The 20,153-nt window shown below is 61.4% G+C and carries 17 protein-coding genes and 1 pseudogene; 5 read left to right on the top strand and 13 right to left on the bottom strand.

The features are described 5' to 3' along the window. Positions 1 to 51 precede the first annotated feature (51 nt). From AC0NIE_RS21650 to AC0NIE_RS21630, 5 genes are all read right to left on the bottom strand, one after another. The gene (locus AC0NIE_RS21650) at positions 52 to 930 is read right to left on the bottom strand and encodes an ABC transporter permease (protein ID WP_123145912.1); all 879 of its coding nucleotides are present in this window, start codon (positions 928 to 930) and stop codon (positions 52 to 54) included. 35 nt (positions 931 to 965) lie between these two features. Further along, positions 966 to 1,916 carry an ABC transporter permease gene (locus AC0NIE_RS21645; protein WP_095492955.1) on the bottom strand — a complete coding sequence of 317 codons (951 nt, stop codon included), beginning with the start codon at positions 1,914 to 1,916 and terminating at the stop codon, positions 966 to 968. Between the two features lie 69 nt (positions 1,917 to 1,985). Beyond that, positions 1,986 to 3,656, bottom strand: coding sequence for a peptide ABC transporter substrate-binding protein (locus AC0NIE_RS21640; RefSeq protein WP_473488313.1), 1,671 nt, complete (start codon positions 3,654 to 3,656; stop codon positions 1,986 to 1,988). 38 nt (positions 3,657 to 3,694) lie between these two features. Then, positions 3,695 to 5,359, bottom strand: a complete 1,665-nt coding sequence (locus AC0NIE_RS21635) for an ABC transporter ATP-binding protein (RefSeq protein WP_473488314.1) — start codon at positions 5,357 to 5,359, stop codon at positions 3,695 to 3,697. Positions 5,360 to 5,410: 51 nt separating this feature from the next. After that, on the bottom strand, positions 5,411 to 5,779 hold the full coding sequence (locus AC0NIE_RS21630; protein ID WP_474043995.1) for a hypothetical protein: 369 nt from the start codon (positions 5,777 to 5,779) through the stop codon (positions 5,411 to 5,413). Positions 5,780 to 6,142: 363 nt separating this feature from the next. Here AC0NIE_RS21630 and AC0NIE_RS21625 point away from each other — a divergent pair. The 3 genes and pseudogenes from AC0NIE_RS21625 (at position 6,143) to AC0NIE_RS21615 (ending at position 9,112) form a co-directional block, all read left to right on the top strand. Continuing rightward, positions 6,143 to 7,467, top strand: a pseudogene (locus tag AC0NIE_RS21625) (NAD(P)/FAD-dependent oxidoreductase). An 84-nt stretch (positions 7,468 to 7,551) separates the two neighbouring features. Continuing rightward, positions 7,552 to 8,625 (top strand): tartrate dehydrogenase, encoded by a 1,074-nt coding sequence (locus tag AC0NIE_RS21620; RefSeq protein ID WP_473488316.1) that lies wholly within the window; start codon positions 7,552 to 7,554, stop codon positions 8,623 to 8,625. Positions 8,626 to 8,635: 10 nt separating this feature from the next. Then, the gene (locus AC0NIE_RS21615; RefSeq protein ID WP_473488317.1) at positions 8,636 to 9,112 is read left to right on the top strand and encodes an Lrp/AsnC family transcriptional regulator; all 477 of its coding nucleotides are present in this window, start codon (positions 8,636 to 8,638) and stop codon (positions 9,110 to 9,112) included. A 40-nt stretch (positions 9,113 to 9,152) separates the two neighbouring features. On the opposite strand, the gene AC0NIE_RS21610 is transcribed toward AC0NIE_RS21615, so the two are convergent. Both AC0NIE_RS21610 and AC0NIE_RS21605 read right to left on the bottom strand, forming a co-directional pair. Then, the gene (locus AC0NIE_RS21610; RefSeq protein WP_473488318.1) at positions 9,153 to 10,529 is read right to left on the bottom strand and encodes an aminotransferase class III-fold pyridoxal phosphate-dependent enzyme; all 1,377 of its coding nucleotides are present in this window, start codon (positions 10,527 to 10,529) and stop codon (positions 9,153 to 9,155) included. A 13-nt stretch (positions 10,530 to 10,542) separates the two neighbouring features. Continuing rightward, positions 10,543 to 11,385: a GNAT family N-acetyltransferase gene (locus AC0NIE_RS21605; RefSeq protein ID WP_473488319.1), complete on the bottom strand. Its 843-nt coding sequence runs from the start codon at positions 11,383 to 11,385 to the stop codon at positions 10,543 to 10,545. Between the two features lie 321 nt (positions 11,386 to 11,706). Here AC0NIE_RS21605 and AC0NIE_RS21600 point away from each other — a divergent pair, with 321 nt between their 5' ends. Further along, positions 11,707 to 12,396 (top strand): haloacid dehalogenase type II, encoded by a 690-nt coding sequence (locus AC0NIE_RS21600; protein WP_473488320.1) that lies wholly within the window; start codon positions 11,707 to 11,709, stop codon positions 12,394 to 12,396. A 109-nt stretch (positions 12,397 to 12,505) separates the two neighbouring features. Here AC0NIE_RS21600 and AC0NIE_RS21595 read toward each other — a convergent pair whose 3' ends face one another. The 5 genes from AC0NIE_RS21595 to argE all read right to left on the bottom strand — a co-directional run bounded on the left by AC0NIE_RS21595 (position 12,506) and on the right by argE (position 17,659). Next, positions 12,506 to 13,981 carry an NAD-dependent succinate-semialdehyde dehydrogenase gene (locus AC0NIE_RS21595; protein WP_473488321.1) on the bottom strand — a complete coding sequence of 492 codons (1,476 nt, stop codon included), beginning with the start codon at positions 13,979 to 13,981 and terminating at the stop codon, positions 12,506 to 12,508. 20 nt (positions 13,982 to 14,001) lie between these two features. Beyond that, positions 14,002 to 15,045: a tartrate dehydrogenase gene (locus AC0NIE_RS21590; RefSeq protein ID WP_473488322.1), complete on the bottom strand. Its 1,044-nt coding sequence runs from the start codon at positions 15,043 to 15,045 to the stop codon at positions 14,002 to 14,004. A gap of 177 nt (positions 15,046 to 15,222) precedes the next feature. Beyond that, a complete protein-coding gene (locus AC0NIE_RS21585) occupies positions 15,223 to 15,579 on the bottom strand; it encodes a cupin domain-containing protein (RefSeq protein ID WP_292178204.1) in 357 nt (118 codons plus the stop codon). Between the two features lie 14 nt (positions 15,580 to 15,593). After that, positions 15,594 to 16,517 carry a 2-hydroxyacid dehydrogenase gene (locus AC0NIE_RS21580; protein ID WP_473488323.1) on the bottom strand — a complete coding sequence of 308 codons (924 nt, stop codon included), beginning with the start codon at positions 16,515 to 16,517 and terminating at the stop codon, positions 15,594 to 15,596. 17 nt (positions 16,518 to 16,534) lie between these two features. Next, on the bottom strand, positions 16,535 to 17,659 hold the full coding sequence (argE, locus tag AC0NIE_RS21575) for an acetylornithine deacetylase (protein ID WP_473488324.1): 1,125 nt from the start codon (positions 17,657 to 17,659) through the stop codon (positions 16,535 to 16,537). Between the two features lie 242 nt (positions 17,660 to 17,901). On the opposite strand from argE, the gene AC0NIE_RS21570 reads away from it, so the two are divergent. Further along, entirely contained in the window at positions 17,902 to 18,780 is an 879-nt protein-coding gene (locus tag AC0NIE_RS21570; protein WP_473488326.1) for a GNAT family N-acetyltransferase, read from the top strand. 50 nt (positions 18,781 to 18,830) lie between these two features. Here the strand turns inward: AC0NIE_RS21570 and AC0NIE_RS21565 are convergent, their stop codons facing one another. Beyond that, the gene (locus tag AC0NIE_RS21565; protein WP_473488327.1) at positions 18,831 to 20,009 is read right to left on the bottom strand and encodes a MalY/PatB family protein; all 1,179 of its coding nucleotides are present in this window, start codon (positions 20,007 to 20,009) and stop codon (positions 18,831 to 18,833) included. Between the last annotated feature and the right edge of the window lie 144 nt (positions 20,010 to 20,153).

The following is a 20,153-nucleotide window of genomic DNA, read 5'->3' as shown; positions in this document are numbered from 1 at the left end:
CACTTCTCACTGGGTTTTCGGGATCGGAATTGGGCCGCATTTGTCGACAGATCAGACACGGTCGTCTCGCACGTCGAGCGCATCACGCAGCCCGTCGCCGATGAAATTGAAACTTGTCACGGCCATGGTGATGGCGGCCCCGGGAATGATCGCCAGCCAGGGCGCACTGTCCAGATACTGCTGGGCGCCCTCGAGCATGTTGCCCCAGCTGGGTAGCGGCGGCTGAATGCCATAACCCAGGAAACTGATATAGGCTTCCAGCAGGATCGCGCGCGCCACTGTCAGGGTAGCGGCCACGATGATCGGACCCATGGCGTTTGGAAGGATTTCGCGGAACATGATGTGCGTGCCGCTCAGTCCCAGCATGCGCCCGGCCAGCACAAACTCGCGCTCGCGCAATGACCGCACCTCGGCCTCGACAATTCGGGCTACCTCCATCCAGCTGGTGACAGCGACGATCACGGTGACCATGGCCGGGCTTGGCTTCAGTGCCGCGGCCAAGGCCAGCAGCAGGAAGATGGAGGGGAATGACAGGAAGCCGTCGACCGTGCGCATCAGCGCTGCGCCGATCCAGCCGCCGCGGTAGCCCGCGATCACGCCGACGAACGTTCCGATAAGCGTCGACAGCAGCATGGCAGAGAAAGCCACCAGCAGTGAGGTCCTCCCCGCCATGAACAGTCGCGCCGCCACGTCCCGCCCCAAAGGATCGGTCCCGAGATAGTGGTCGCCGGTCAGCGGCGGTGAAAAGCGGGCGCGCAAATCGATGTATAGGGAATCATAGGGCAGGAGATGAGGGCCGAACACGCATGCCAGCGTGAGAACGGTGATCATCGCCACCCCCAGCAACGCCAGGTGATGGCTCGTGAACCGGCGCACGGTGCGGCTGCGCCACCAGCGGCTTGGTTCTGCATTTGCGGCGAGAGCGGTCATTTCGGGTGCCTCCTGTTGGGCGTGAGGTTACGCGCTCAACCCAGACGAATACGCGGGTCGACGATCGCCACCACGATGTCTGCGATCAGGTTGCCGAGAATGACGAGGATGGCTGAGAACATCAGCAGTCCCATCACGACCGGGTAGTCGCTGTAGCCGAGGCTGTCCAGGAACAGCCGCCCCATGCCTGGCCAGGTAAACACTGTCTCCGTCACCAGCGCGCCGGTCAGGATGCTGGGAAGCTGCACCCCGGCCAGTGTGATCATCGGCAAAAGCGCATTGCCGACGACGTGCTTCATTATGACTCGGCGCTCGCTCAGGCCCTTGGCGCGGGCGGTCTTGACGAAATCCTGGCTGATGGCGTCGAGCGTCGCCGTGCGCATGTAGCGGCTCCAGATCGCGACATGCACCAGCGACAGCACGATGCTTGGCAGGATCAGGTGATGCAGGTAGTTCAGGACCGAACCGTCGCCGATCGTGTACATGTTGCCTGCAGGGACCCAGCCCAGCCGCAGGGAGAAGATATAGATGCCGACGAGCCCGAACCAGAAGGTCGGGATTGACAGCGCGACCATGGCGCCGATCGTCGCCAGATGGTCGAACAGCGAGTAGCGGTGCGTGGCGCCGCGGATACCGATCCAGGTGCCGATCGCGATCGCAATCGCGGTGGACGTACCCATCAGCAGCAGCGTGGCAAAGACGTGCCGGCCAATCACGGCCAGCACAGGCGCGCCGTCGCGGAAGGAGTGGCCCCAGTCGCCCTGGAGAAGCCGCCAGGCCCAGTCGAGATATTGCATCCACAGCGGCCGATTCAGCCCCAATTGCTCTTTCAGGCGATCGAGATCGTCCTGCGTCATGCTCGGATCGAGCCCGAATTGCGCCAGTGGCCCCCCCGGTAGCAGGTTCAGGACGAGGAACCCGATGAGCGAGACGATCAGGAGCAGGATGAGGCTCTGCGAGAGCCGGTTCAGCAGGAAGCCGCGCATTCAACTCTCCTCTTTCAAGACAGCGCCGAAGACTGGCCGCCGCCGCGAGGCGGCGGCGGCGTATGTATGTCAGCCCTTCCAATACCATCCGGCGGCATGCCAGGATGCGACGCGGGTGTTGGAATTTGCCTCGAAACCCTCCAGCCCTTCCTTGCGGCCAAACACGTTGGTGGAGGCAAACAGAGGCAGGAACGGCAGATCCTGACGGACGATTTCCTGCACACGCAGATAAATGGCGCGCCGCACTTCCCGATCGAAGGTGCGGGTGCCCTTCTCGAGCAGCGCATCGACCTCCGGGTTGGAGTATTGGCCTGTGTTCGAGCCCTTTCCGCCCTTCGCGACGATCGCCTTGGTGTGCAGGCGGTTGGAAACGTCGGGGTCGCCCGCGATGACATTTGTTACACCGGAGATGGCCGACTCGAACTGCGATTTGAGCCAGAAATCGCCCCACATGACGGCGGCCGGCAGGTTGGAGATGGTCATCTCCACCCCGATCTCGGCGAATGTCTGCTGCAGGAACTGCTGCGTCTGCTCGCGCAGGTGGTTGCCGGAGGTGGTGGAGTTGGCGAACGACAGACGCACCCCGTCCTTCACCCGTATTCCATCGGCTCCGGGTACCCAGCCGGCCTCGTCGAGGATCTGGCCCGCGCGCTCGATGTTGAACTCCTGGGCCGGCAGGTTCGGATTGTAGTAGTAGGAACTCTGCGGCATGAACGTCTCGGTGGGGGTGTGGACCCCGTAATAAATTGCTTCGAGGATCGCTTTCCTATCGATTGCGGCGTAGAGCGCCTGGCGGACCGCCGGGTCCTTGAATTGCGGCTTCTCAAGATTGAGATAGATCGACTCGACCGATGCCCCAGGCTCCAGCTTGACCACACGATCCGATAGTTTGCTGGCTTCCGCGTAGCGGTCGGCGGTTATGAATGCCTGGTCGACAAGATCAATGTCGCCGCTCTTGAACTGGGTGTAGAGCACCGTCATGTCGGGGATGTATTTGAAGACGAGCCGCTCCAAATAGGGGCCCTCCCCGACATAATCCGCGTTCGCGACGAGTTCGATATGATCACCGGCAACGCGCTGCGCCCACTTGAATGCGCCAGTGCCGACAGGCGCCTGATTGAAGGCGGCGGCGTTGGGGTCGGCCTCTTTTTCGAGGATGTGCTTGGGAACCATGAAGGTTTCGGCGAGAAACGACAGGTAGGGGGCGAAAGCCTCCTCCATCCGCCAGGTCAGCTCGGTCGGCGAGACCACCTTGATATCGCGCACCAGCGAATGGCCGGCCGTGCGCCAGGCGCGGAATTGCGGATTGGTGATGAGCTCAAGAGTGAATTTCACATCCTCAGCCGTGAAGGGCTTGCCGTCGTGCCAGCGGACGTCGTCACGCAGGCGGATGCGCCACTTAAGACCGTCCTCTGAAATGTCGCCGTTTTTCTGGCTTGGCACTTCGACCGCAAGATTGGGCTGAAGAACGCCTTTGGGATCCATGCGGAAGAGCGCATCGAAAAGCGAGAAATGCACAGCGTCGTCGACCTCAATATGCGGCATCAACGGGTTGAACACGGTGGGTTCCTGCGAAAGTCCGACGACGACGCGACCGGTTGGGCTCGCTGGCCGGGTCTGGGCGAAGGCGGGCTTGCCCAACAGATTGGGCGCAATGAGGCCTGCCGCCCCGCCTATCGCCATCAATCGCAGTGCATCGCGCCGCGAGTAGTTTGATTTGGTGTCTGAGCGTTCAGTCATTGGAATTCCCCTTGTTCTGGCGGTGTCCGCCGTGGCTCTTACCCATTTGCTACAACCGGACGGGTAGATCCCGGCTGCTCTCCAGGAATCGCCGCCACCAGCTCACGCGTGTAGGCTGATTGCGGGTCGAGGAAGATTTGCGAGGGCGGTCCGCGTTCCACGATCCGCCCTTTCTGCATCACCGCGATTTCGTCGCAGATCTGGCTGGCGACGCGCAGATCGTGGGTGATGAAGATCATCGAAACGCCGGTCTCCCGCTGGATCTGGTCCAGCAACTGTAGGATCTGGGCCTGGATCGACACGTCGAGCGCCGACACAGCTTCGTCGGCGATCAGCAGCTTCGGTTTGAACATCAGCGCCCGAGCGATGCCGATGCGCTGGCGCTGCCCACCGGAAAATTCATGCGGAAAGCGACCAAAGGCGCCGGCATCGAGTCCGACATGAGCCAGGAGCGCCTTCGCCTCATCACGCGCTTGGGCATAGGGCGTTCCGTGCGCGACTGGGCCAACGGTCAGGATGTGGCCGATCGTCGATCGCGGGTTGAGCGAGGCGAAGGGATCCTGGAAGATCATCTGAACCCGCGGCCGCAGCGGGCGGAATTCGGCTTCGGAAAGCTTGGCGATGTCGCGGCCCTCGAACAGAATCCCGCCGCCGTCGCTGTCCAGCAGCTTGATCAAAAGCCGACCAAGCGACGATTTGCCGGAACCGCTTTCGCCCACAACGCCCAGCGTGCGCCCGGGCGCCAGATCGAACGAGACCTCGTTGACCGCGGGCACGACGCGCTGCGAGCCGAACAGGGAACTGCCGCTGCGGTAGGTCTTCACCAGGCCTTCGACCTTCAGGATCGGCGCTTTGTTGGCCGTCTCCAGAGGAACGCGGTCCTCGCCGGTCAGGCGCGGGACGGCCGCGATAAGGCGCCGGGTATAGGGATGGCCCGGCGACTTAAGCACCTGTTGGGCGCTACCCTGTTCGACGATGTGGCCCTTCTCCATCACGACGACACTGTCTGCGATCTCGGCCACCACCCCGAAGTCGTGGGTGATGAACATGACGCTCATCCCCTTGCGGCGCTGAATGTCGCGGATCAGCTCCAGAATCTGTGCCTGTGTGGTCACGTCGAGCGCGGTCGTCGGTTCATCCGCGATCAGGATCGTGGGTTCAAGCGCCAGCGCCATGGCGATCATAACCCGCTGCCGCTGCCCGCCAGAAAGCCGGAACGGATACTGATGATACATGAGTTCGGGGTCGGGCAGCCCCACCTCGGTCAGCAACTCGACAGCGCGGCCGCGACGGGATTTCGGAGTGCCGACGCCATGCGCCGCCATGACTTCGTCGATCTGCGCGCCCACCGTCATCAGCGGGTTGAGTGCCGAGAGCGGATCCTGGAAAATCATCGAGACAACCCGGCCGCGTAAGCTGCGCAGCTTGTCGGGCGACAGGCCTATGATGTTCATCCCATCCAGCTGGATGGCGCCCGAGGAGACGCGGATCACCTTGGGCAGAAGCCCCATGATCGCATTGGCTGTGACAGACTTTCCCGATCCGGATTCGCCGATGATGCACAGGATCTGGCCGCGCTTCAGATCAAAGGAGATGTTCTCGACGGCATGGGTCCGTTCCATGCCTTGCGGCAAATTCACCGTGAGGTCGCGTATCGAAAGCGCCACATCGTGGGGGGCTACAGCCTGAATGCTTGCGATCATCGAGATCACCTCCCCTTTCAACCGAGCGGGTCCACGCTGTTGCGGACCGCATCATCGCCCTTTGAGCAGAAGCGCCTCACCGTAGCGGCCGTCGTCTGGCCATCTCGGCGCTTCGCGCCCTGAGGCTGCGAGAAACTGATTCTGCTCATCCTGGCGGGTCCCTTGATGAAATCCGGTCCGTGTACCGGACACTGTTCCCTTTTCTTGGAGAACTCTCCGGGCGTAAGCCATGCCTATCAGAAGTCCTCTGGAGCTCGCCTGCCATAAGGAAGGGTTGCTCCGTTCTTTCAGCCAGTTTGACTGTTCTGTATCCGCATAGTCGTCGAAATTTGGCCCTCGGGCGGCAGGAACTTCTGAAAAGAACGTCCAGTTCGGCATTTCAGTCTGCAGCTGTTCGGCGCCCGCGACATGATCAGGCAACCATATCCTTCATGCGGCAATACGCCCCCACGACGGGCAGGAACCAGGGCCTTCCGGTGTGCATCGGCACCGTGTGCCAGGATGCGGTCGAGCGGATCGGTGTCCGTGCGGCCAATCGCAATGTCGGCCAAGGCACTGCCGATCAGGGTCGGCAACTGTGCGCCGCGCCTGAATAGCCATGCCGTGGATGACGCGACTGCATGAAGTGTACTCCTGCTTGCCCCGGTGACAGCGAGCTTTTCGCGCAACAATTGGCCGTCCTAGAGGCCGCTAACCGAAGGAAATTCCGTCCAGGCATGAACTCCGCAGCCTGCCTCTGCGGGCGGCAGGTTAGGATGCTTCAAATTACCGGAGTCCCCATCCATGCCCGCGCCGCTCATGCACATCGATTCCAGCCCTTCCCTGCCTCGCGAGGCGGACGTCGTCGTCATCGGCGGCGGCGTGTAGGCGTATTCACGGCATATTATCTCGCACGCCGCGGCGTCAGCGTTGCCCTGCTGGAGAAAGGACGCGTTGCTGCCGAACAGTCCAGCCGCAACTGGGGCTGGTGCCGCCAGCAGAACCGTGACGCGCGCGAGTTGCCGATGGCAACCAAGAGCCTCGATCTCTGGGAAAAAGTGGCGCAGGAGACTGGCGAAGACACCGGCTTTCGCCGTTGCGGGCTGCTCTATCTCTCGCAGAACGACGATGAGCTCGCAGGTTGGGCAAAGTGGCGCGATTTTGCGAGGACGGTCGGCGTCACGACGCATATGCTGAGCGCGGAAAAAGCCACCGAACGGGGTAAATCGACCGGCCGCAAGTGGAAGGGCGGCGTTTTCTCACCGACCGACGGAACGGCAGACACCTCGAGGGCGGTACCTGTAGCCGCGCGTGGGATCATGGCGGCTGGCGGCTCCGTACATCAATATTGCGCGGCTCGCGGCATAGAGTTGAGCGCCGGCCGGGTCAGCGGCGTCGTTACAGAAGCGGGAACCATCCGGACAACGACCGTGGTCATGGCCGGAGGCGCGTGGGCTTCTTCCTTCTGCAACCAGCTTGGTATTCGTTTCCCGCAAGCTGCCGTGCGTCAGTCCATTCTAGCCGTAGCGCCGGGCGCAAATGGCCTGCCGGATGCCCTGCATACCGCGCGCGTCTCGCTGACGCGGCGCGGCAACGGTGGATACACGCTGGCGATCAGCGGGCGGGCGCGAGTCGATCCAACACCGCAGCAGCTCAGGTTCAGCCGCGAGTTCGTGCCCATGTTCGCCCGCCGCTGGCGCAGTCTGGCTCCGGGAGCGTTCGAGGGCTGGCGTCAAGGTCATGAAAGCCTGAGGAAATGGGTACTTGACGACGTGACACCAATGGAACGGAATCGGATTCTCGACCCCAAACCTGACATGAGGCAGATTCGCCTAACATATCAAAGAGCCTGCGGCTTGCTGCCCGAACTCAAGCACACCGCGATTTCTCATGCTTGGGCGGGCTATGTCGACAGCACGCCCGATGGCATCCCGGCAATCGGTGAAGTCGAGGGAATTCCGGGCTTCCTTCTCGCCGCGGGATTTAGCGGCCACGGCTTCGGGATCGGCCCCGGCGCGGGGCATATGATCGCCGATATCATCACCGGCAGCGAGCCGATCGTCGATCCGCGTCCTTATAGGCCGGAGCGTCTGAAGACCGCTGCGTGGGGCAAGGTCGCTGAATTCTGAGAAGACCGATTTGCCAAGGTACGATCGGTCGCACATGAGATCGAGGCCGCGAGGCGGCCAGCACTAAAAACAGGGAAAGTGACGATGCGCGAATATGAGATTGCCGCCATTCCGGCCGACGGGATCGGCCCAGAGGTCATTGCCGCCGGTCTCCAGGCGCTTGAGACACTTGAAGAGCGCTGCGGCGACTTCAAGCTGCGCGTCCAGCACTTCGACTGGGGCTCAGACTACTACAAGGCCCATGGTCGGATGATGCCCGAGGACGGTGTGACGCAACTGAAGCGTTTCGACGCTATCTTCTTTGGCGCGGTCGGTGCTCCCGATGTGCCCGACGACATCACTCTCTGGGGCCTCCGGCTGCCGATTTGCCAAGGCTTTGATCAATACGCGAATGTGCGGCCGACGAGGATATTGCCCGGTATTGTTTCGCCGCTGGCAGGCGTTGGCCCTGGCGATCTGGATTGGGTGATCGTGCGGGAGAATTCCGAGGGCGAGTATTCGGGCCACGGCGGCCGAGCCCATCGCGGCCTCCCCGAGGAGGTCGGAACCGAGGTCGCGATCTTCACGCGCGTCGGCGTCACCCGCATCATGCGCTATGCATTCCGGCTGGCGCAGTCACGGCCGCGAAAGCTCCTGACAGTTGTTACGAAATCCAACGCGCAGCGTCACGGCATGGTAATGTGGGACGAAATCGCCGCCGAGGTGGCACGGGAATTCCCGGACGTCACGTGGGACAAGATGCTGGTTGATGCTATGACGATGCGTATGACGCTGAAACCACGGAGCCTCGATACGATCGTCGCCACCAATCTTCACGCCGACATATTGTCGGACCTTGCAGGTGCGCTTGCGGGCAGTCTCGGCGTAGCACCGACCGCCAATATTGATCCCGAGCGGCGCTATCCCTCGATGTTCGAGCCTATCCACGGCTCGGCGTTCGACATTGCCGGCAAAGGTATCGCCAACCCTGTCGCCACCTTCTGGACCGCCGCCCAGATGCTCGACCATCTGGGCGAAAGCGAAGCGGCCGACCGGCTGATGCGCGCTGTGGAATCGGTGACAAGGGAAGGCGTGCTGACGCCGGACGTTGGTGGCACCGCGACCACGCAGGAAGTAACGGACGCCGTTTGCCGGACGATCCGCGGTTCGAACGTGTGACAGGTTTCTGATGAAGCTCGACAAGATCGACATCAAAATTCTCTCCGAGCTGCAAAAGAACGGGCGCATATCCAACGTCGAGCTTGCCGAGCTGGTGTATCTGTCACCGAGCCCCTGCCTGATGCGGGTCAAGAAGCTTCAGGCGGAAGGCTTCATCACCGGTTATTCCGCCCTGATCGACGTCTCCAAGCTCGGGCAGACGTTGACGGTCTTCACCGAGATCACGCTCAGGAACCATCGGCAGACCGACTTCGCGCGGTTTCTTGCCACCGTCGAGAAGATCGATTCCGTCATCGAATGCCATCTTGTTTCAGGCGGCTACGACTACCTGGTGAAGTTTGTCACAGCGGGAATCACCGAATACCAGACGGTCATGGAGCGCCTTGTCGAAATGGACATCGGCATCGACAAATATTTCAGCTTCGTCGTGCTGAAATCCCCTATCGTGAAATCTCATTTGCCGCTCGACGCCATATTCGACAGATGAGGAAGAGGCTGCCCCGCGCATGCGGCGGCAGTCTGGACGATCATCTTTTCATCGCCGCCCGCACGTCCTTGTCTTCGAGGGTTTGATCCAGCGTCATCCGCGTGCGTTCGAGGATTCCATCGATATCGTCCTCCGTGCAGCAGAGCGGCGGCGCATAGCCCAGGATGCCGCTGTTGAAGGCGCGGATGATGAGGCCGTTCGCCCATGCGCGGTCGAAAATACGGCGACCCGGATCGGCTGCCGCCGGCAGCGGCGTCTTGCGCTCCTTGTCAGTGACCAACTCGACCGCGGCCAGCATGCCGCGACCGCGAATATCGCCAACCAGCGGGTGGTCGGCGAGCGAGCGAAGGCCTTCCATCAAGCGCTTCCCGGCCTTCCGCCCGTCCTCGAGCAAGCCCTCTTCGTAGAGACGCAGGCATTCCAGCCCCACCGCCGCGCTCACGGGATGGGCTGAATAGGTGTAGCCATGGCCGACGGGCGCTTTGCCGGCTCCGTCCGCGATCGTATTGTAGACATGGTCCGACATGAAGACTGCGCCCATCGGCACGTAGCCCGAGGTCAGTCCCTTCGCCGTGGTTATGAAATCCGGCACCACATCGTCCTCTTCACAGGCGAAGAGCGGACCGGTGCGGCCAAAGGCAGTGATGACTTCGTCGGCAACGAACAGGATGTCGTGTTCCTTGCACACGGCGTGCAGGGCCTTCAGCCAGCCTGTCGGTGGAACGAGGACACCGCCCGAACCCTGAATGGGTTCGGCGTAGAAGGCCGCAACGCGGTCCGCGCCAAGTTCCGCGATCTTGGCGCGCAGGGCCGCGACCGATGCGTCGATAATCGTCTGCGGATCGGAACCGACCGGATTGCGATAGGCGTAGTGCGAGGGAATTTTGTGCTGCCAGTCGTAAGGCACGCCGAAGCCCGCATGGAAAGCGGGGATCGCGGTCAGACCGGACCCTGCCGTCGAGGATCCGTGGTAGCCATACTCGACCGAGATGAACTGGTCCTTTTGCGGCGTACCCTTGGCATGGTAGTAGTAGCGAATGAAACGGATCGTGCTGTCGACTGCGTCGGAACCGCCCAGCGTGAAATAGACATGGTTCAGATCGCCGGGCGCCAGTTCGGCAAGTCTGGCAGCAAGACGAATGGCAGGCTCGGACCCCAGCCCGAAATATCCTGTCGCATAGGGAAGCTCTCTTAGCTGCTTGGCCGCTGCCTCAACGACGCTTTCCTGCCCGTATCCGACGTTTACACACCATAGACCAGCGAATCCGTCCAGCAGCGTTTTCCCGCTTGCATCGGTCACCCTTGCGCCCTTGGCGGATTTGAGCACCCGCACACCGGCTTCCTCGTGGCTCCGATAGCATGAAAACGGGTGAACCAGATGCGCGCGATCGAGTTCGATCAGTGAGTTTGCCAGCATTTCTTCCTCCGATTCAACCGAGTGCCTGACTGACCAACGCATATGTGCGGTGATGCGCGGGCTTGCTTTCTTTGTGCGTGGCCATGGAGCGTCGCATCGTGATCCCACCGCCGACGTGCGCGAGCCCGCGCCCGGTGAGCCATTCAGCAAGATCCGTTGAAACGTCGGTATCGACACGGACGAACTGGCCCTGATGATGGGCGAGCAGAAAGTCGATCAGGGCTTTGGCCTCGGTACCGTTTCTCGCCACCACCGGCCCAATGACCAGCCCCCGGCCGAATGGCCGGATGGCGGAAAAGGCCTGAGTATCGCCTTCATCGCGAATGACGGCGAACTTCGCGCGCTCGCGAAGCAGCTTCATCAGCGCCGAACGGTCATGGCCACTTGCCTCGCGATCCAGCACCCCGAGGCGGGCAAGATCGCCGCTCTCTGCCCAGGATACACGGGCCGGCGCGGAAACAGGCAATGCCTCGCCCTGATGCTGTACGATCTCGCCAGTCGTGACGAAGCCCAGCTTCTCATAGAGCGGCAGGCCTTCCCGTGTCGCCGCCAGGCAACAGCTGCGCTCACCCGCCTTGGCAAGCGCCTCTTCCATCATCTTTCGGCCGAGCCCGCGGCCGCGCATGGCCGCATCGACGATCACCATGTTGATGGCGGCGGCATCGTCGCCGTAGGGGGTCATCATGATGGTCGCCACCACCCGTCCTTCTTCCAGAGCGACGATCCCCCGGCTGACCGACTGGACCAGCTCCCAATCCTCGCGGCGATGCGGCCATTTAACTTGGCGAGACAACTCGACAGCACCTTCCAGGTGCCCCGGTGTCATCTCTTCAAGGATGATCTGTTGTGTGGTCATGATGAATTTCCGGCCTTCGTCTTCAGGTGCTAACGGTAGACCACCAAAGACAGCAGTTCCTCCCGACCGGCAGCCATGCGCGACGCGTTTTCACTATCCTTCGCCGCTCGCGCCGCATCTTCTGCCGAAGCATGGCCGACAGGCCGCGCTGCTCCCAAAGCTCGAAAGGACACGTGGCGCAACTCTCTGCCAAACCGGCGATGCAATACGAAACGATCTGCTTCAGGTCGCAGCGAATGCGGCCGTTAGTCTTCCAGATCTCCGACTATGGTGATCGTGGTACAGGCACGCTGTGCCGAGAAAACTAGGAGGATGGTCGCCATGTCGACGTTCAGACCGAAATATATCACCTTCGACTGCTACGGCACGCTCACCAATTTCGATATGGCCGGTGCGGCGCGGCGCGTCTACGGCGAGCGCCTCTCCCCAGAGGCAATGGCCAGCTTCGTGGAGGCTTTTAGAGGCTATCGCCTTGACGAGGTGCTGGGGCCATGGAAACCCTTCCTCGAGGTGGTGCAGAATTCCATCGAACGCAGCTGCAAGCGCATCGGTATCCAGTTCAAACCCGAAGATGCCCAACGCATCTATGACGAAGTGCCAACCTGGGGTCCGCACCCCGACGTCCCGGCTGGCCTGTCCAGAGTGGCCAAGGAAATCCCACTGGTGATCCTGTCCAACTCCATGAACAGCCTGATCATGTCGAATGTGGAAAAGCTCGGCGCGCCCTTTCACACCGTCATCACCGCCGAAGAGGTTGGCGCCTATAAGCCGCTGATGAAGGGCTTTGAATACATGCTCGACAAGCTCGGCTGCGGCCCTGAGGACATTACTCATGTGTCGTCCTCATTCCGCTACGATCTCATGACCGCCTATGATCTCGGTATCAAGAGCAAGGTCTGGGTGAATCGCAGCCACGAGCCCGCGAACCCCTTCTACGAATACACCGAGATCAAGGATATCGGAGGACTGGCCGCCGCCGTCGGACTGGAGCCCGTTCGGGAAGTTGCTTGAGGCTGGCGGGCCTCCGGCCATCGCGGCATCCGAAGTATCGAATGAGAAAGGGGCGGTTCGGCCGCCCCTTTCTCATTGCTTGTCTCGCTCTTGAGATTCGAAAAGGCCTCTAATTCAACCCGCCGACGTGAAGCGTCTTGACCTCCAGATATTCCTCAATCCCCAGCTGCGATCCTTCGCGCCCCAGCCCCGACTGCTTCACACCGCCGAACGGAGCGACCTCTGTCGAGATCAGGCCGGTGTTGAGCCCGACCATACCGAACTCCAGCGCCTCGGCCACACGCCACGATCGTTTGAGGTTTTCCGTGTAGAAATAGGCGGCAAGGCCGAAGGGTGTTCCATTGGCGATCGCGATGGCTTCCTCCTCGGTTTCAAAACGGAACAACGGCGCAACGGGCCCGAACGTCTCTTCCGACGCCAGCAGCATTTCGGTCGTGGCGTCGCCGAGCAGAATAGGCCGGGCGTATTGCTTGCCTTCCGGCACTGCTTCGCTCCGGGCAATTATCCGGGCGCCTTTCTCCAAAGCATCGGCGACATGCCGCTCGATCTTCTCGATGGCGGCCCCATTGATCATCGGCCCGATGACGACGCCCTCCTCTGTACCGGCGCCAACCTTCATCTCTGCAACTCGGCTGGCGAGCTTGGCAGCAAACGCCTCATAGATGCCGGCCTGCACGAGAATGCGGTTGGCACAGACGCAAGTTTGGCCGCCATTGCGAAATTTGGAGTTTACCGCCCCTTCGAGGGCGAGATCGAGATCTGCGTCATCGAAGACGATGAAAGGCGCGTTCCCGCCGAGCTCGAGGCTGAGCCTTTTGATGCCGTCGGCGGCGCCCTTCATCAGAAGCGCGCCGACGCGGGTTGAACCTGTGAAGGAGATCTTGCGCACCGTTTCGTTGGCCATCAGCTCTTTGCCGATCTCCGCCGGCATGCCGGTTACGATGTTGATAACGCCTGCCGGGATGCCCGCCCGCTCCGCCAGGACGCCGAGCGCGAGCGCCGAAAAGGGTGTGAACTCCGACGGCTTGATCACCACCGTGCAGCCGGCGGCAAGTGCGGGCGCCACCTTGCGCGTGATCATCGCATTCGGAAAATTCCACGGGGTGATGACGGCGCAGACGCCGACTGCTTCCTTGAGAACCAGAATGCGGCGATCGGCAGTGGGTGACGGAATGGTCGAGCCACCGATCCGGCGCGCCTCCTCCGCAAACCATTTCACGAACGACGCGCCGTAGCGGATCTCCGCGAGCGCCTCGGCAAGCGGCTTACCCTGTTCCAGAGTCAGCAGAAGCGCCAAATCCTGTTCATGCCGGCGAATGAGGTCGTGCCAGCGTTCCAGCAGTCCCCCGCGCTCGGCATGAGTCTTCTTCTTCCAACTCCTGAACGCCTCGGCCGCAGCGCCGATCGCGGCCCTGGTCTCGTCGCCCCCCATGTCGGGAACGGTGCCGAGAACATTCAGGCTGGCAGGGTTGGTGACCTCGGCGACGGCCTTTGTGTCCGCGTCCCGCCACACACCGCCAATCAACGCCTGCTGGCGGAACAGGTCGGTATCGTTAAAGGTGCCAATCTTCGTGATCGCATTCATGGTCTTTTTCCTCTGCCCTTTCAGCTCAATGCCGCAAGCACGGCTCGCGTGATTGTTTCAGTCCGGTCCTTGCCTGCGATCGTGCCTATGCCCTGCGCGGTTACGGACTCGATCGCCGACATCACTTCGGCCGCAGCATGCCGCTCGCCCAGATGCTCCAGCATCATCGCACCGGACCAGACCGCGGCGATCGGATTGGCGACGCCGAGATGCGCGATATCGGGTGCCGAACCATGGACAGGCTCGAACATGGAAGGTGCGCTGCGATCGGGATTGATATTGGCAGAGGCGGCATAACCCAGCCCGCCCTGGATGGCCGCTCCGATATCGGTGAGGATGTCGCCAAACAGGTTCGAGGCGACGATTACGTCGAGGCTGTCAGGCGCCAGCACCATGCGGGCAGCCATGGCGTCGATGTGGTAGTGCGAGACCTCCACATCGGGATAGTCCTTCGCTATCTCGCGCGTCACCTCATCCCAGAAAACCATGGAATGTTTCTGCGCGTTGGATTTGGTCACAGATGCGAGCTTCTTGCGGCGCGCCCGCGCCTGTTCGAAACCGAAACGCATGATCCGTTCGACACCCGCACGCGTGAAGATTGCTGTCTCAATCGCGACCTCATTGGCTGTGCCGGAATGAACGCGCCCGCCGGCACCGGAATATTCGCCTTCCGTATTCTCGCGTACGCACAGGATGTCGAAACCATCGGATCGGAGGGGCCCCTGAACGCCCGGCAACAGCCTGTGCGGTCGTATGTTGGCGTACTGCGTGAACCCTTTCCGGATCGGCAGGAGCAGTCCGTGAAGCGATACTGAGTCGGGCACTTCGGCGGGCCACCCCACAGCACCGAGATAGATCGCATCGAATTTCCGCAGTATCTCGATGCCGTCTGGCGGCATCATTGCGCCGGTTTCCAGGTAATAGGCGCACGACCATGGGAAGCTTGTGCCATCAAGGGCGAAACCGCCCCGTTTTGCCGCCGCCTGCAGCACCTGCCATGCCGCCCCAGTCACGTCTTTGCCGATGCCGTCGCCGGGGATGAGCGCTATTTTATAGGTCGTCATTTGATGGAGGTCCTCATCCGGCACTAGCGTTTCATCGGAACAATAATGGACCGCGCGCCGCATTTTCCGTCGAGGATGAGCCGCCCGACGGCGTTGAATCGCGTCAGGCGGAACTTGGAAAGTCGATTGTTCTGGAACCGCCGCGCGCGCTATTCGGCCGGACCTTGGGCATTGAACTCAGTCATAAACGCAGACGTAGATCTTGCGCACGGTCTCGATCGTACGCCAGACGCCGACGAAACCGGGCTTCATCACGAAACTGTCGCCGGCGCGGTAGGTCTTCGTCTCGCCCGCCTTCTCCTCGATTTCGATCACACCCGAAATGATGTGGCAGAACTCGTAGGTAGTGCCCTTGATCGAATGCGTCTCGCCGGGGGTCGCCTCCCAGACGCCGGTCAGAACCTTCTCACCTTTCGAGGCATCCTGCGCCCAGGTTTTGAAGGATGGAGTGCCAGAAATGAGCCGCTCCGGCAGCGGCAATGCCTCCTTCGGCGTGAAGGCGGGATTTGTGTCAATCGTGGTCAGCAGTGACATGTGAGGTTTCCTGGTTAGTAGCCGAGCGTTCGATCGACGAGGCCGATCAGTTCGTTGCCGGCGCGGTGGCGCCGGATGTTGTCCACGGCGGATTGCGCCGCCGTATGCGATTGTGTCACCGAGGCAATGTGCGGCGTTATCATCACCTTCGAATGCGACCACAGCGGATGGTCTTCCGGGAGCGGTTCTGGATCAGTGACATCAAGCATCGCCGCAGTTAGGTGACCGGTGTCGAGCGCGTCGATCAGCGCGGCCTGGTCGAGTTGCGGACCCCTGCCGACATGCAGCAGCTGCGCCCCGGCTGGTAGCAAGGAGAAGAGCCCGCCATTGAGAATGCCGCTCGTTTCCTGTGTCAGCGGTAGCAGACAGACGAGAATGTCCGTCTGCTTTAGAAAGCGGGGCAACTGATCGGCGCCGTGAAAACAGGCAACGCCCTCTATCCGCTTTTCGCGGCGGCTCCATCCGGCTAGCGGAAACTGGAACGGCTTCAGGCGCTCGATTGCCGCCTGCGCCAGCATGCCAAGACCAAGAAAACCGACCCGGCGTTCGGCCGCCTGCCGAGCGGCAATCGGTTGCCAGAGGCACCTTTTCTGCTGCTCGAGATAGGCGGGCATCTCCCGGTGGAGCGCCAACACGCCAAGCGCGACGTATTCCTGCATCATGCGTATGATGCCATCCTCGACCATGCGCACAAGCTTCACATGGCTTGGCACCACGTCCTGATTGAACTGGTCGACGCCCGCTCCGATGGAAAATAGCACTTCCAGATTGCGGTAGCGCGAGATCTCGTCCGGCACTGTCCAGGTGATGAGATAGCGCACATTCTCCGGCTCCATCTCCTCGCCGGAATGGAAGAATTCCAGATCCGGGAGTTCGCGCGCGAAGATCTCGCGGAACACCGCAGCACGCGCCGCATCGGAATTGAAAAGAAATGCCATGGAACCCGCCCTCTAGTTCATGCTGCAAGGCGCGCGCCGAGATCCTCGATCATGCTCTGGCAGGCAGCAAGTTCACCGATCTCGATGTATTCATTGGGACGATGCGCGCGGGAAATTTCGCCGGGGCCGCAAATGATCGCATCGATACCGGCCTGCTGATAAAGCCCGGCCTCCGTGCCGTAACTAACCGCTGTGAGCGGCTCCTGCCCCGTCAGCTCGGTCAGAACCGCCGCTAGCTCACTACCCTTCGCGGGCGCAAGGGCGGGATAGGAACTCAACTCGTGCCAAATTACCTCGAAGCCGCTGTCGCGCAGGGCAAAAAGCTCGGCCTTGACCGGCTCAAGCAGGGAGGCTGGAGAAACGCCCGGCACGGCACGTACCTCGATATCGGCAGTGCAGTGGCCAGCGATGATGTTGACCGCCTGTCCACCGGCGATGACGCCCACCTGCAAGGAAGAATATGGGGGCTCGAAATCTTGATCGAGCGGTCCGTCGGCGAGGGATTGGCCATAGGCCACGGCGTGCGTGATGACGCCGGCCATGGCGTGCACGGCATTGAGTCCGAGATCGGGGCGTGACGAATGGCCGGATCGCCCGATCACTTCGAGCCGCGCCGCCGCCTTCCCCTTGTGCGCACGCACAGGTTGCATCCGGCTCGGCTCGCCGACAATCGCGCCAAGCGGCCTCTCGCATAGCATCGGCAACGCAACCAGAAGATGCGGCACACCACGGCACCCCGCCTCTTCATCGTAGGAGAATGCGAGATGAACTGGCTGCCGCAGTTTCATCGCCGCAAGCCCCGGCAGCGCGGCCAATGCGCAGGCGAGAAAGCCCTTCATGTCGGTGGCGCCGCGGCCGTAAAGCCTGCTGCCCTCGCGACGCAGGACGAACGGATCCGAGCTCCATTCCGGCTCGCCGGCCGGCACAACATCCACATGTCCGGAGATGATGTAGCCCCGACCCTCGCGCGGGCCGACCGTGACGAACAGGTTGGACCGGTCGCCCTCGGGACCGGGCAGAACCGTCACCTCGGCTCCGGCTGCCTGACAGTAGTCGCGGATCCAATCGACGATCGCGCCGTTTGGCGTGCCCATAACAGAGGGAAATGCAATCAGGGTCGCGAGGATTTCTTCCACGTTCATGGCGGTCCGCTCTGCTTGCACATTGTCACCGGGTGCGACCAGCCTATCCGTAGGCAGCAGTGTTCCCTGCCGAATCGCGTCGTGCTTTGGCTGAAGATTGCGAAAAAACGCCTCGAATCAGCGAAACCTGCTGGCTTTCCCCTGTAAAGCTGCGGCAAATGAGGCCTGTCGCAAACATGGCTAAAGGCGCCAGGATCAAGACGCATGCCTTGGGCATTCGTTGAAGGAGCGGATCGACTAACATGCAGAGATCAGTGCGCCTGAAATCCTTTGAACTGGTCGCGCGGGACATCAATGATGTCGACGTTGATCTGCTGCATGCACTATCGATTTCTGTCCGCTGGCCGCATCGCCCCAAGGACTGGAACCTACTGCGCCGCGCCGGCCACGGCATCGTCGCCGTTGACGGAATTGGGCGCGTCTTCGGAAGCGCGATGTGGTTTCCCCACGGGGACGATTTTGCCACCATTGGTCTGGTGATCACGACGCCCCGCGCACAGGCGCAGGGAGGTGGCCGATGGCTCATGGAACAGGTACTTGAGCAGTGCGGGGATCGCAATCTGGCCCTGAATGCAACCCATCCCGCCTATCCTCTGTATATTTCACTCGGCTTCACGAGCGAGGCGATCGTCTACATGCGCCAGGGCGAGGCCCCACAAAAACTCCCGCCGATGCCAGTTCTGGATGGTGAACTCAGTGAGCTGCCCAGCGACAGACTTCGCGAGATCACCGAGCTGGACGCGCGTGCGTTTGGGACAAATCGTGCGGGGCTACTTGCGTTGCTCGCAGAGGATGCCTCGATAGCCACTCTGAGCCGCGGTGGCGAGGTCTTTGGCTATTCCATGTGTCGCGAGTTCGGGCGCGGCCATGTGATTGGCCCCATTGTGGCTCGAAGCGACCAGGACGCGGTCCATCTCACCGCCGTCCATCTGAAGAAGCTGGCAGGTCGATTCGCGCGCGTCGATACGCGCGAGAGGGATGGCGTGTTTGCCGAGTTCCTTCAGCAGAGCGGCCTCGGCATTGCCGAGACCGTGACGACAATGTCCAAAGGCCGCCGGTTCCTGAACCGGGAAAGCAACGGACCTTGGGTTTACGGATTGGCCAGCCACGCCTGGAGCTGAATGCAAGCACGCTATCGCCGTCAAGCAGCAGATGTGCAGGTTCAAGGCTCTCACAACGACTCCAGCGCCCTGGACATACGTTCGAGCCCTCTGCGCAACAGCGGACGAGGGCAACCGACATTGAGGCGAATGTAGCCTTCGCCACCGGGTCCATAGACGCGCCCATCGTACAAATTGACTCCGGCTCGGTCGACGAAAAACCGCTGAACGCCTCCCACCTTCCGATCGAGCCCGCGCGCATCCAGCCACACCAGGAAGGAAGCGTCCGGCCGCATCGGTGTGATGCCCGGCAGGCGATCCTCGGCGAACTTGAGGACGAAATCGACATTACCGCCGATGTAGCGCGTCAGCTGATCCAGCCACGGCGCGCCGGTGCTGTAGGCGATCTCTAGCGCCAGCCGTCCAAAGAAGTTGGCGTTGACCATGAACGATGCCTGCATGCTGGCCAGAAGCGCCTCGCGCCGCTGCTTGTTGGCCACCGACACGGTTGCGGAGGGCACGCCGGCCAGATTGAAGGTCTTCGTTGGAGCCGTGCAGATGAATGACTTTTCCGCGGCATCCTCCGAGAGGGACGAGAAGACAATGTGCGGGCGATCCGATAATCTGATATCGCAATGGATGTCGTCAGATATGACGAGGATGCCGTAGCGCTCGCAGACATCGTTCAGCGCCGTCAATTCCTCGTGCGTCCACGCCTTTCCAGCTGGATTGTGCGGATTACACAACAGGAAGGCCTTGGCCCCGGCTGCCAGTTTCGCGAAGTTCTCCAGGTCGAGCTCGTATCGGTTATTCTGCAACCTTAGCCTGTTGACCAGCAGCTTCCTTCCGTTGCCCTGAATTACTTCGAAATAAGGCGAGTAGATGGGAGACTGCACAATCACCCCGTCCCCGGGCTTCGTGAAGGTCCGAAGCATCGCGGCCACCGACGGCATGATCGCTGGCGCCGGCAGCAGGGATTCCAGTGCCGGCGACCAGTCGTGCCGACGCGCGAACCATGATTGCACAATCTCGTAGTGACGGGGGTCGCGGCGGGTATAGCCATAGATACCATGGTCCGCGGCTTCTCGCAGGCGCGCGATGACGGTTTCAGGCGCGCGAAAATCCATGTCCGCGGTCCATAGCGAAAGCAGATCTTCGCCCTCGACCCGAGGCGAGAATTCGTCCCACTGATTGGCCCATTTGACTGACCCAAATTGGTGGCGATCATAGATCCTGTCGAAGTCGATCATTCCAACATTTCTTTCCGCAACCGTAGATTGCGATGCATCTGCACAGCCATTGCTTGATTTCCGGGTGTGGTTTTTGCCGCTCGCCGCTGCTCGAACTTTCGGAGCGCTATCTGAGGATTTTGCGCAGGAAACTGTCGAGCACGG

It is taken from the genome of Mesorhizobium sp. WSM4842 (assembly GCF_055901575.1).
This window is presented reverse-complemented; position numbering and strand designations above follow the sequence as displayed.